This window comes from Synechococcus sp. R60.1 (genome assembly GCF_047461835.1).
In the GTDB taxonomy this organism is placed as follows: domain Bacteria; phylum Cyanobacteriota; class Cyanobacteriia; order Thermostichales; family Thermostichaceae; genus Thermostichus.
Genome location: NZ_JANSIA010000090.1, coordinates 1 through 12,678 on the forward strand (window position 1 = coordinate 1; position 12,678 = coordinate 12,678).

10 protein-coding genes and 1 pseudogene are annotated in these 12,678 nt (G+C 58.2%); 8 read left to right on the top strand and 3 right to left on the bottom strand.

The features are described from left to right. Nucleotides 1–827, bottom strand: an 827-nt coding sequence (locus NW834_RS11530; protein WP_414426309.1) for an FAD/NAD(P)-binding oxidoreductase, incomplete at its 3' end; no start/stop codon positions are given. 387 nt (nucleotides 828–1,214) lie between these two features. Between NW834_RS11530 and NW834_RS11535 the strand changes: the two genes are divergently transcribed. The 5 genes from NW834_RS11535 (at nucleotide 1,215) to NW834_RS11555 (ending at nucleotide 7,511) form a co-directional block, all read left to right on the top strand. Next, on the top strand, nucleotides 1,215–3,980 hold the full coding sequence (locus NW834_RS11535) for a cation-transporting P-type ATPase (protein ID WP_414419695.1): 2,766 nt from the start codon (nucleotides 1,215–1,217) through the stop codon (nucleotides 3,978–3,980). A gap of 565 nt (nucleotides 3,981–4,545) precedes the next feature. Then, a complete protein-coding gene (locus tag NW834_RS11540; protein ID WP_414343799.1) occupies nucleotides 4,546–4,998 on the top strand; it encodes an AbrB family transcriptional regulator in 453 nt (150 codons plus the stop codon). Between the two features lie 135 nt (nucleotides 4,999–5,133). Next, nucleotides 5,134–6,537 carry a 1-acyl-sn-glycerol-3-phosphate acyltransferase gene (locus NW834_RS11545; protein ID WP_414426310.1) on the top strand — a complete coding sequence of 468 codons (1,404 nt, stop codon included), beginning with the start codon at nucleotides 5,134–5,136 and terminating at the stop codon, nucleotides 6,535–6,537. A 178-nt stretch (nucleotides 6,538–6,715) separates the two neighbouring features. Beyond that, nucleotides 6,716–6,919, top strand: a complete 204-nt coding sequence (locus NW834_RS11550) for a hypothetical protein (protein ID WP_041436260.1) — start codon at nucleotides 6,716–6,718, stop codon at nucleotides 6,917–6,919. Then, complete coding sequence (locus tag NW834_RS11555) at nucleotides 6,858–7,511, top strand: (2Fe-2S) ferredoxin domain-containing protein (RefSeq protein ID WP_414406465.1); 654 nt, start codon at nucleotides 6,858–6,860, stop codon at nucleotides 7,509–7,511. Before NW834_RS11550 ends, NW834_RS11555 begins: the two co-directional genes overlap by 62 nt. Nucleotides 7,512–7,698: 187 nt before the next feature. Here NW834_RS11555 and NW834_RS11560 read toward each other — a convergent pair whose 3' ends face one another. Next, complete coding sequence (locus tag NW834_RS11560; protein WP_414426311.1) at nucleotides 7,699–8,562, bottom strand: endo alpha-1,4 polygalactosaminidase; 864 nt, start codon at nucleotides 8,560–8,562, stop codon at nucleotides 7,699–7,701. A 256-nt stretch (nucleotides 8,563–8,818) separates the two neighbouring features. On the opposite strand from NW834_RS11560, the gene NW834_RS11565 reads away from it, so the two are divergent. The 3 genes from NW834_RS11565 to NW834_RS11575 all read left to right on the top strand — a co-directional run bounded on the left by NW834_RS11565 (nucleotide 8,819) and on the right by NW834_RS11575 (nucleotide 12,514). Continuing rightward, nucleotides 8,819–9,907 (top strand): OmpA family protein, encoded by a 1,089-nt coding sequence (locus tag NW834_RS11565; protein WP_414426312.1) that lies wholly within the window; start codon nucleotides 8,819–8,821, stop codon nucleotides 9,905–9,907. A gap of 119 nt (nucleotides 9,908–10,026) precedes the next feature. Next, nucleotides 10,027–11,139 (top strand): hypothetical protein, encoded by a 1,113-nt coding sequence (locus NW834_RS11570; protein ID WP_414426313.1) that lies wholly within the window; start codon nucleotides 10,027–10,029, stop codon nucleotides 11,137–11,139. Between the two features lie 145 nt (nucleotides 11,140–11,284). Next, a complete protein-coding gene (locus NW834_RS11575; RefSeq protein WP_414419691.1) occupies nucleotides 11,285–12,514 on the top strand; it encodes an AI-2E family transporter in 1,230 nt (409 codons plus the stop codon). Here the strand turns inward: NW834_RS11575 and NW834_RS11580 are convergent. Continuing rightward, nucleotides 12,506–12,678, bottom strand: a pseudogene (locus NW834_RS11580) (RNA-guided endonuclease TnpB family protein); the annotation flags it as partial. The gene NW834_RS11575 and the pseudogene NW834_RS11580 overlap by 9 nt on opposite strands.

The window sequence follows — 12,678 nt, forward strand, 5'->3', positions numbered from 1 at the left end:
GTGGTGACTTCAAAGATGGCTTCCTGAGTCTCAGGCCGGATGGCTTTGAGGTTGTGCTTGAATTTCACCTGGATCCCGCGGCGCTCCACCACCTTCTCCAGGGCGGCGCTGTATTCGGGCACCGCGAAGAGGGTAGGGGTGGCGGTGCAGAAGATAACTTTGGTGTTGACGCCAACGCCGCTTTTGCTCTTGAAAACGTCGTCGGCCATGTACATGATTTTTTGGGGCGCGCCGCCGCACTTGATGGGAGTGGCAGGGTAGGTGAAGATGGCCGTGCCCCCCTGGAAGTTGCGGATGGTCTCCCAGGTGTAGGGGGCGTAGTCTTTGGAGTAGTTGCTGGTCACGCCGCCCTTGCCCAGCGCCTCCGGCAAGCCCTCGATCAGGTGCCAGTCAATTTGGATGCCGGGGGCCATGATGAGGTAGTCGTATTCGATAACTTGGCCATCCTCGGTGATGACGCGGTTGTGATCCGGATCCAGCTCGGTTACTCGCGCCTGGATCCACTTGGCTCCCCTGGGGATCACGGTTTTTTCATCGCGCACAAACTTGGCCAGCGGCGCAATACCCCCACCCACCAACGTCCAGCCGGGCTGGTAGTAATGCTTGTCGGATGGCTCGATGATGGCAATGTCGAGGTTGCGCTGGCGCTCCAGCAACTGGGCTGCTGCGCTGATGCCGGCTGCCCCTCCCCCGACGACGACAATCTGATGGCGGAGAACCGCCGCGGACCCCTTCGATCCGATCCCTTGCACCTCAGAGCGCGCGCCGTTTTGCGGCACTGCTGCTGACTGCGCCTGGAATTCCCTTGGCTTTGTAGTCAGTACCACGATAACTCCCTCTAAAACTCAAAACGGAAACAAAAAAAAAAGAGACCGATAGACCCGTCGGCCATATTAAAAACAGCAAGAGAGCCAACCAACCCATCCAAGAGCCCGGACAGGTCAGCTAGCATGGGAGGCCGAAGCACTTCGGCTCCCCACAAGCTCTAGCTAGTCATACTACCTAATAAGAATATATTCATCCTTTCTATCTATCTGTCGAGAATTTTCAGCAAATCTTAGCCGCCTCCTTAAACGTTGTTGACGCTTGCCTTAGCAAGAGCTGCTCGGGGAGCGTTTTACTGGGAAGGGCAGGCGGCATCCGCTAGGCTGTCAGATGGAGGAAGGTCGGCAGCTCGTCCTGCCGTTGTGTTGTTGTAACTCAAGATTCCGAACATGGCCAAACCTTCATCCCCTGAGCTGCTCCCGGCCCTTGCCTGGCATGCCCTGCCGGAGGAGCAAGCCATCCAGCAGCTCCTCGGAGAGGAGCTCTCTTTGCCGACGCTGTTGGAAAAAGGCCTCTCCCAGGCGGAAGTGGAGCGGCGGCAGAAGCAGTATGGCCCCAATGAGCTGAAGGCCAAGGCAGCTACCCCCGCATGGGTCAAGTTTCTGCAGCAGTTTAACCAGTCGCTGCTCTACATCCTGATGGTGGCCGGGGCGATCAAGGCGTTCCTAGGCTCCTGGCGCAACGCCATCGTAATCTGGGCGGTGGTGGTGATCAACGCTCTCATCAGCTACATCCAAGAGTCCAAGGCGGAGGAGGCGATTGCCGCCCTGGCCAAGTCGGTGGTGACGGAAGTAACGGTGATGCGGGAGGGGCAGAAAGTGCGGGTGCCCTCGCGGGAGCTGGTGCCGGGGGATGTGGTGCTCTTGAGCTCGGGAGACAGGGTGCCTGCCGACCTGCGCCTGGTAAGCGTGCGCAACTTGCAGGTGGACGAATCGGCCCTCACGGGAGAGTCGGTGCCGGTGGAAAAACGGCTGGGATCCCTCCCCGAAGACACGCCGTTGGCCGACCGCCAGAACATGGCCTATGCCGGCAGCTTCGTCACCTTTGGCCAAGGGGCGGGGGTGGTGGTGGCCATCGGCAACCAGACCCAAACAGGCCGCATCTCCAAGCTGATCGAGGAAGGGGGATCCCTGCAAACTCCGCTGACGCGCAAGTTTGAGGCGTTCAGCCTGACCTTGCTGAAAATTATCCTCACCTTGGCGGCGCTCACCTTTTTGGTGGGCCTGGTGCAGGGCCAAGCGGCAGTGAGTGTCTTTGAAGCGGCAGTGGCGCTGGCGGTGAGCGCTATCCCCGAAGGCTTGCCGGCGGTAGTTACCGTAACCCTGGCCATTGGGGTCTCCCGCATGGCCCGACGCCACGCCATCATCCGCAAGTTGCCGGCGGTAGAAACCCTGGGCAGCGCCACGGTGATTTGCTCGGACAAAACCGGCACCCTCACGGAAAACCAGATGACGGTGCAGGCCATCTACGCCGGATCCCAGCTCTACCAAGTTACGGGCAGTGGCTACAGTCCTCAGGGACAAATCCTGGCCCAGGAGGGGGGTGATCCAGTGGAAGTGGAGCGGCTGCTGGCGTTACAGGCTTGTCTCTTGGCCGGCTGCCTCTGCAATGACACCCGTCTGCAACCCAAAGACAACGGCCAGTGGGAGGTGGTAGGGGATCCCACCGAGGCGGCTCTGCTTGTGGCAGCCCAGAAGGGGGGTCTGGATCTGGAAGAACTGCAGCGCCGCCGCCCTCGCCTGGACAGCATCCCCTTTGAATCCGAGTTTCAGTACATGGCCACCCTGCACCGGCTGGGGCCAGAAGAGCATTGCCTCTATGTCAAGGGATCCGTAGAGGCTCTCTTGTCCCGCTGCCATAGCCAGATGGGATCCCAGGGGGAGATCCAGCCTCTGGAAGAGGAGCGGATTCGCCAGCAGGTGGAGGCCTTGGCACGGCAGGGGCTGCGAGTTCTGGCCTTTGCCCAAAAAACCGTCCCCAGCAGCCAAACTCGGGTGGATCACCCAGATCTGCAGGAGGGTTTAATCTTCCTCGGTTTGCAGGGAATGATTGACCCGCCGCGGCCGGAGGCCATTGCCGCCGTGCGTTCCTGTCAAACGGCTGGGATCCAGGTGAAGATGATCACCGGCGACCACGTGCTCACGGCTCAAGCCATTGCCGAGCAGATGGGCCTGGGGGGTGGAAAACCTGTGCAAGCCTACAGCGGTCGAGATCTGGAGCAGCTCAGCCCGGAGGAATTTGTGGAAGCTGCCAATCGGGGATCCGTCTTCGCACGGGTGGTGCCAGAGCAAAAGCTGCGCCTGGTGGAAGCTCTGCAAGCGCGGGGGCAGATCGTGGCCATGACCGGCGATGGCGTCAACGACGCTCCGGCCCTAAAGCAAGCAGATGTGGGGATTGCCATGGGGCGAGGCGGCACCGAAGTGGCCAAAGCTGCTGCCGACATGATCCTGACCGATGACAACTTCGCCTCCATTGAGGCAGCCGTTGAGGAGGGGCGCACGGTTTACAACAACCTGCTCAAAGCCATTGCCTTCATCCTGCCGGTGAACGGGGGGGAATCGATGACGATTCTCCTCAGCGTGCTGCTCAACCGCGAGCTCCCCATTCTGGCCATTCAAGTGCTGTGGCTCAACATGATCAACTCCATCACCATGACGGTGCCTCTTGCCTTTGAGCCGAGCACAGGCCGAGAGATGACTCGCCCACCGCGGGATCCGGAGGCCAACTTGCTCTCTCCTAGGCTGCTGCAGCGCATCCTGCTGGTGTCCGTGTTCAACTGGATCTTGATCTTCGGGGTTTTTGAATACATCGAACAAACCACCGGCAACCTTAACCTGGCCCGCACCATGGCCATCCAAGCGTTGGTGATCGGGCGAATTTTCTATTTGCTCAGCCTCAGCCAGGCCATTCCTACCCTGTTGGGCCGTGGACGTGCCAGCCAATTGGAGCGCCATGAGCGCCTCATGGATACAGCAGCCATTGCCATCGGCATTGGGGCGGCCATCCTGCTGCAGATCCTCTTCAGCCAGTGGAGCCTGTTCAACATTATCTTCGACACAGCACCCCTGTCTTGGGAGCAGTGGGGCTTTTGTTTGCTGGTGAGCTTGCCACTCATCGTTGTCTCAGCGGTGGCCAATCGAGTGGATCCTGAATGAATAACTTGCTTTGGGCAACTCGCGCTCACTGCGCTCCCATCTGAAGAAGTGCCGAAGAGGGGATCCCTCAGCCATTACTCAGATGTAGCCGGCCTCTGCCAAGAGATAAAAATGCCTGCTGGCCTAGGTCTGATGGCATCCAGCTTCACACCGCTCTGGCTGTCTTTTCGACCGATTTGCGCAAGGCAATCACCATCTCAGCGGCGGTTTTTTGGAAAGTCGAGCCTGTTTTCTGGCTGTGATCAGAGTTTGGGGCAGCCGACGAGTGGGGATGAGGCTGTAGAAAGCGGTGAGTCGGATCTACACCGCGGTACTACCCCCAAGGCGATCTTTTGTCAGCTCCATCCACAAAAGCCCCAGCACTCTTCAGGGCTTGAGTTCTTTTTGCCCCCATCACCTTTTGGCAAGGGCAGGAACACCTCTTGAGGGAGACGAGGTTTTTCCTTCGGAGCTGCTGGCTCAAGGAACAAGAGAAAAACCTGTCTTCAAAAAAGTCTCAGACTTTCGGTTGCAGGAGTACATCACAAGGGTATGATCTTAAGAGAAGGATGTAGGACATTAAAAAATGTCAGATATACCACCACAACCTTTAACCGGGAAGGCTCTGCTCCAGAAGGTCGAAGCTTTGGGGCATCTTCCGCGCCGAGAAACGGCAAAGCGATGTGGCTATGTAACCATGACCAAGACCAACAAGCCTCGCGTCAACTTGAATGAGTTCTATGACGCGGTGCTGGCGGCAAAAGGTCTGAGTCTCAGCCCAAGTTCCAGCCGGGACAAGCGCGGTCGTGAACCAACCTTTCGAGTCAGCGTCCACAAAAATGGGCAGTTGATCATTGGGTCGGCCTACACCGAAAAAATGAATCTCAAACCCGGGGATGAGTTTGAGATTCAGCTGGGTTACAAGCACATTCACCTCAAGCAAGTGCTAAACGGCCAGGGGGTGGAGGAGTCAACCCCAAGCAAAGAAGCTTCCCCCAAAGCGACTCGCGGTCGCCGAAAAAAAACTGCTGGGGCTTGAACCTCTCCTGGGGTTGAGGAGAAGGGATCCAGTTGACGAACTGTCACTGCGCAGCTTTCTTCCCGCTTTGCCCTCTTTAAGATGGGATCCAAAGCCTAGGTTCACCGATCTTGCTGACCCTAGATAAGGATCCCTATGCAACAGAAGGTTCAGCCACCCCTCAAGTTTTTGCCGCCGCGATTGACGCCTTGGGTCGTTCATTTCGCTCAAGCAGGCTTGCCCCTTTGGTTGCGATGGACCAAAGGGATCCCTCGCGTTGAAGTAGAGGGGGGAGAGCGTTTGGCTCAGCTTTATCAGCAGTTTGAGGCGGGCAAGATTCGCCTGCTGGTGGCGTTTCGACACCCGACCCTCGATGATCCCCCCTGCTTGATGTACTTGTTCGCCCATCTCCTGCCGCAGGTGGCCCAACGCCAGGGGATCCGCTTTCGGGGCCGACCCCACGTTTTGTTTGTTTATGACCGCGGCCTACCTCTGTGGCTGGGATCCGTTGCCCGTTGGGGCTTGCCGCGCTTGGGCGGGATCCCGATTTTGCGGGGCCGTCTGGATCGGGCAGGGCTAAAAAGTTCTCGTGAGCAGTTTGTATCGGGCCGATATCCGCTGGCGGTAGCTCCAGAAGGGACGATCAACGGCATGAGCAGTCTTCTCAACCCGTTGGAGCCGGGGGTAGCCCAGATGAGCTTTTGGGCGGTGGAGGATCTGCACAAGGCGGGACGGCCAGAGCAGGTGCTGATCCTGCCGGTGGGCCTTCGCTATTCTTACCTGAGGGATCCCAGTGCCGCTCTGAATAGATTGCTCAGCCGCATGGAGGCCGATTGCAAGCTGCCGCCCACGCGCTCGGCTCACGCCGGTCAAGCCTTTTTGCTGGCCCGTATCCTTCGCTTGGGAGAACACCTGCTCCAGGTCATGCAGACCTTCTATGAGCGCTTTTATGCCCCTGCCCTTCCTGCTGCAGATAGAGCCCAGGTTAAAGAGGGGGACCTGTTGGCGCGTCTTCAAAGCTTATCGGATCTGGCCCTGCGCGTGGCCGAGCAACATTTCGGCCTAGAGCCTCAAGGAGACTTCATCGAGCGGCGGCACCGCATCGAACAGGCGGGCTGGGCCTGGATCTACCGCGAAGATATTGCCGATATTGCTGCTCTCTCGGCTTTGGAAAGGGGGCTGGCCAATCGAGTGGCTGCTGAGGCCAGTTTTCACCTCTGGCACATGCGCTTGGCGGAAACCTTGATGGTGTTTGCGGTGCGCCCCATGCCCGAGCAGCCCAGTCTAAGTCTAGACGAGTTGGCGGAAACTGCCCTGCGCCTCTGGAGCCTGTTGGCCTGGATCAAAGGAGAAAATCCTGTTGGAACTGCTCCCCCCCGCTTGGGACCCCGCCTGGCCCGTTTCAGCATTGGGGATCCCCTCTCGGTTTCCGAACGCTGGCCCGCCTACCAGGCCAACCGCCGACAAGCCGTACAAGCCCTCACCCAAGATTTACAAGCAGAAATGGAGCGGCTTATCAAAGGGATCCCGTGCTCCCCTGCGGTCCTCCCTGCTGTCTGACATGCCTAGTCGGCTCAGGGGCAAAAAGTGTAACAATTCCTGAGACATCTTGTGAGATATTTCGTGAAAGTAAAACGAACTTTTGCATTATCTGACAAGCAGGTGAAGGAAAAGGGAAATTTTTGGCTCTTGGGGTAGAAAGGGGGCAGAAAGGAAGTGAGGCTCGTTGACTTGGTCTATGTCTGATGAGCTGCTCCGCGCCATCCGCAGACGCGACCTAGAGGCCGCCACTTCAGCCGTGCAGCACTTGCGTTCTCGCCATTTAAGTGAAGCTGTGATCACCTCGATGGTGATGGTGGCCGTGGAGCGGTTGGCATGGGATGAAGGCGACCGGGCCGCCGCCAGTTGGTTACTGCGTCGCTGCTCCAGACGACGGCGCTGAAGGGATCCCTGCCCACATTGATTGTCTCGGGCCGTTGCTCTACGAGCTGTTTCAAGAACGCTGGGCCGAGATCCAACTCGGTCATGGGGTGGAAGGAGGAGTGCTGGAGCTGGCTTTTGAAAAGCCGACGGCTTTGTGCATGCTCTACGACGGCTACCTGACAGTGGCCACCGAAACTTGGCACCTGCATTTGTGCCTGGAGGAGCACCAAGGCGGCCCCTACCGCAAGACCCCACCCGAGCTGCGCCGCAAAAGATGGGTTAGCCGCGCCGCTCTCTACCGCCGTCTCAATCCCCAGAACCAGCCCCGCAGGTGGGGGATCCAGACTGTCTGTCGCTCCAGCCGTTGCTATCCTTCCCGCAACTATCAACCGGTTGTGGAAGCTCTGGAATCTGCCCGCCGAGAAGTCAACCTGGATGTACCGGTCATAACCTCAGGTTGTCTAGAAGTTTGCCAACAGCGACCGGTGGTTTTTTACTCTGGCGACCGCACCTGGTACAAGCGGGTTACTCCGCCAGTAGCGGGACAACTTGTCCACGAGCACCTGCTTAGGAATTGTCCCCTAAAAGCCCATCTTTTCCCAGGAGATTAGCCTATGGTCAGCCTACAGCCGCTTGTTCAAGCCCTTCCCGAAGCTCCTCGCCGAATCCCAGCCTCTATTTGGCTACAGGCTACCCAAGACTTGGCCCAGCCTATTCACCACCCTTGGCTGCCTGAGCAATATCGCCTATACCTGTACGCTGCCCTTTGTTGCTATCGGCATCATTGCAGGCACCAGGTTAACTCGCCAAAGGGCGGTCATCAGCGCTTTGATGATTTGGCTGGCTAACCAAATCTTTGGCTACACCTGGCACAGCTATCCCCGCACCCCACCACACGCCCCAACCCTCTAGTTTCCTGCGGTGGAGCACAGCATGCAGACCTGCCGGGACAGCAGAGCAGACCTGTTGCAGGAACTCAGTTTCGGTGAAGGCATCTGTGTACTCGATGGCGAGCACCGGCTTGCCGGCTTTCGTGAAAGGCTGCCAAAGATCGCACCACCCCTCTGCAAAGCAGGACTCACTCACGGCAAAGTCGAAATAGGGCTCTAGAGCAGCCGCTTGTTCAGGATCGTTTTTCAAGCTGACCGCCAAACCGCGACGATGGGCTTCCTGGGCCAGCCAGCGATTGAACTGGAGTTGGTGAGCCGGTGCGAGGGCAAAGCCGGTGGGGTTCAGGTAGCCGTCCACGTTGTCCGGGTCTACACCGTCAAATCCCTTCTGCACCGCCAGATCAAGCCTCGCGCTCAGGATTGGTGCCAGGATGTCAAGGGCGCGAATGTCCACCCAGCGTTCTCTGTCCCAGCCTTCGTAGGCTGCGCCCAGTACGCTTTCCGGGTACAACGCAGCGTCTGGTCGCCAATCTTCCCAACTCCCGGCTGAAAAATAGGCAACAACGCGGGCACCCGACCGCTGGAGCAGAGCAACAGTCTCCGGGGGCGTGTCAAATAGATCCAAGACATAGACCTCTACCCCCGGCTGGGGCGCTGTAACCGGCTGGCTCAACTGGTAGAGCCACACCGCTTCCTTCTGGGGATGCCAGCGGCTAGTCAGGCCACAGCCAGCCGCCAATGCAATCAACAGGGGCAATAGATCGCGATTCATTCCTGTATCCACCGGCAGCTTGCTAAGAAAACGGTGGCCTGCTCCCTCTCCCCTTTATTCTAGGACATCCCACCCATACCCAAACTTTTAGTCCTAGCAAGCGAGAAGAATTTGGTACCCCAGTCATCTCATCTCAATCCTAAATGACTACAAAGTTTGCCTTGACCTTAACTTTATGCATATGCATTTCTGATCCCTTCTAGGGTAAACTCCTGGCAGAAAACCCGGAACGGATCCGGAGACCTGGGAGACAACCATGCCTTTTTACGTGGGTTTGCGGCGCCATGCCCTGCAAGGTTTTATTTTCTCTACGCTAACAGCTCTACTTGTCCAGGCGGGGCCAGCTCGGGCCGATCTGCCAGGGACAGCGGATCCTCCGGGGCTCAAGCGCTTTGCAGGATCCAGCATTGTGTTTCAATCGCGGGCCGATTACGACCGCTTTAAGTTGGCCCTTGAAAAAATCGTCTTCAGTGGCGCGATGGGAGCTGTGCAGCCCTATCGGTCTCAAACTGTCGAGGGGCGTCGTATCACGACCTATTACCGACTGCCGGAGCGGGTTGTCCCTCTCGAGGCACTGCTCAACTACGAAACCGAACTGAAAGAGTCTGGCTTTGAGATCCTCTTCTCCGGCTTGGGGGAGGAGATTGAGACCCTTGGCTACAACAACCAGATTGCTCACGAGATCCTCAATATGAAGGGCACCTACAGCACGCCGGAAGAACGGGCCCAGTGGCCGTTTCAGAACGCCAGAGAAAACACTGCTGCCTATTTAGCCGCACGTGGCAAGTCCCCCGAAGGCGATGAGCGATTCGTGAGCGCCTACTTTGTGGTCAATACCGATGACTGGGAGATCACCCGCGGCAGTGGGCAGATCCCGACCGGGATTACTCTGGGGCGAGTGGATGTCGTCGATGTCAAGCCCCGCCAGCAACGCCTGGAGCTGGTTGAAAGCATCACAAGCGGCGAGATCAATCAAGCCATCAGCCGCGATGGCCGGATCGCCCTCTACGGCATTCTCTTTGCCTATGACTCGGATCAGATTGAAGCGGCTGCCGAGCCCACCCTTGCCGAGATCGCCAAGCTGATGCGCGAGCGCACCAACCTCAGCATCCTCGTGGTCGGTCATACCGATGCAACCGGTAGCTTCGACTACAACCTAGGTCTCTCGCGGCGCCGGGCCGAGGCGGTTGTCAACCGGTTGGTTCAGCTGGGTATCGAGCAACGTCGACTCTATCCGGTTGGTGTGGGGTTCTCTGCTCCTGTGGCCAGCAACACCACTGAGGAAGGCCGGGCGAAGAATCGCCGCGTGGAGTTGGTGGATCTGGCGGGTGGCAGAATCCCCTAGGGGAGAGTTTCTGAGTTTTGGCTCAGGGCAAGCATCGCCGAAACTCTGGACACTGCGGCTGCGGCGAACTAGTTTAGAGGCAACTCTTTACTTCTAAGCTATTTCAAGGGGTGGGATCCATGCTTAGGCCCAGTCTTCTGTTCTCCGGCTCGGCTTTGTTGGGTTTGCTGTCCTTGCCGTTTTTGCTCGGCGAATGTGGCTGGTTGGCCTCATCTCGGAAAGGGCGGAGTGCGGCCACTGAGGTTTCTCTGCAAGCTTGGGAGCACTCTCTGCCGTCATCCCAGACCTTGTTTGAAGATGAACCAGGTTCTGAATCTTGGCTCAGGCGGCAAGCCCAACTGCAAGAACGGGTACAGCAGCTTGAGCAGCGCTCTCTAGCTCACCAGCAGCAGGTCTATCAATGGCTTGCGCAACAGGCAGATCCCCAGCCCGCCGGGGTTGTTGGCCGTTCCAACCCAAGCCTTGCCGTGCCGGCACGGCCTCGGCGTCAGGATCCCACTCTCTCTCAATCCTCTGCTCCGGCGGATCTTCCCAATGAGCTGGCGCGGCTAACCCAGTCCATCCAACAGGAGCCGGGAAATGCGCAGCTTTATCTGCAACGGGCGCAATACTTCTGGCGGGAGTCTCAAGAAGATCCTGCTGCTTTACCGCAGCCTGAGCATGCTTCTGCCATTGCTCGCTTGATGCGCTCTGCTCTGCGGGATCTGGATATTGCCATTGCTTTGGATCCCTACCTGGCTGAAGCCTATTTGCTCAAGGCCAAAATCCAACACGAGCGTTTGCAAGAACCTGAGCAGGCTCTGGCAACCTTGTCTCCTCTGGATCGGATTGCCTATCACAACCCGCAATTGCACTTGATCCGCTCTCGCATCTGGGCCGAACAAGGCCATCTGGAATCGGCATTTGATGTGTCTCACCTGGCCATTGAGCTGGCCAAGCAAAATCAAGATGCTGCCGATCTTTTCGAGGCCTATGTCCATCGCGGCCTGATGTGGGCCAGCATCTGCGACTTCAGTTTGGCCGTTCAAGATTTCAACCGGGCTATCGAGGTGCAGCCCCAGCGGGCTGAAGGTTACTACCACCGCGGTATGGCGCGCGCTTACCAGGGAGAGGATAGGGCTGGTGCCGCTTCCGATTTGGGTAGCGCTTTGATGTTGTGGCAGGTTTCGGGCGGGGGATCCCCGGGGCTGCTGGAATATGTAGAAGCGGTGCGGAGGGAACTGTTGCGGTAGCTCAGCTCTGGCGGGGTTTTTGCTGAGGATCTGAAGCGCTGGGTTTGGGGTCTTTGCCCAGGAGCATTTGGCAAGTTCGTCCAAGCCAGGCCAGGATGGTAGAGCCATCTGTTACCTAGCCCCCTGAAGAGAACCCAGCCAAGTGATGAGCCGAAGACAACTGACCATCTCCGTATCCTCTGTAGCCCTGGTGGTGGCCACAGGGATGCTGTTGTTGCTGCTGTGGCAACTGCGCAGCTTGGTGCTGACGGTGATGATCGCGGTGGTGGTGGCGGCAGCGCTGGCTCCCCTGGTGGATCTGGCCGAGCGATTACGCATCCCCCGCTGGCTGGGGGTTGTGCTGGTGTATTTGAGCTTAATTGCCGGGATTGCCGGCTTGGCTCTGCTCATTGGCCCAACGGTGGCGACTCAGACCCAGCGGTTGCTAGCGAGGTTGCCCTTCTATCTGGAGCGACTACAACTGCTGGTGGACACCTGGATTGCTGATCTGGCGGGGGTGGATCCGGCGGCGCTGGACTACTTAAACCAGTTGCTCGATCCTCAGTCGTTGATGAGCTGGGCAGTTCGCTCGGGACAACGGGTGCTGGTGCAGTCTTTCGACTTCACCCGCGGTTTGCTGGGTGGTCTGCTAACCACGGTGCTGACCCTCTTCATTTCCGGCTACATGCTGGTGAGCGGCTCTGAGTTGGTGCGGGGCTTGGTGGAGTTGTTTCCTTATCCCTGGAATGACCGGCTGGCTCAGCAGGTACACCCGATGGCCCAGCGCATGGGGGGCTACATTCAGGGGCGGGTGCTGGTCTCTGCCATTTTGGGTGTGATGATCACCGTCTCGCTTCGCTTTCTGGGCCTGTCGGAGTTTGCTCTGGCGCTGGGGGTGATCGCCGGGTTTACCAACCTTATCCCCTTCATTGGGCCGGTACTGGGATCCCTGCCCGCCTTGGTGGTGGCAATCGTTCAGGGGGGCTGGACTTTTTTGTGGGTGCTGATCCTATACGTTGCCGTTCAAAACCTGGAAACCTATGTGTTGGATCCTCTGTTGGTGGGATCCTCGGTGCGGGTGAAGCCCTTGTATCAGTTGCTGGCGGTGCTGGGGGGCACCCAGTTGTTGGGTATTGTTGGGGCGGTGATCGCCCCCCCGTGGGTGGCGGGTATGGCGGTGCTGCTGGAGAACCTCTATCTGAAGCCCAAGCAGGAGGCAGAGGTTCGAGCCAGGCTGTATGCTCGGGCCACCGAGGCTGCTGGTTCTTTGGCTTTGCCGGGGATGGATCCTGCCGACGCGAGCAGCCCAGAGCCATCTTTTTCCTCTCGTCCGAATGGCTCTTCAAACGAGCCGGAAGGGTTGCCACAGAAAGAAAGTCTGATACATTTACGCTGAACACTGCTGACCATTACTGCTCAACGGTGAAGCGATAGCATTCTGTCCATTTCCGTTCGCGTTAGCGGGACGGAGTCCGAACAGAAAGGCGGTATCCCGCAAAGCTCTGAGCATAACACCCAGAGCGCCTTGCCAATCTCGTGGTAGCCTATGGTTGCACTTTG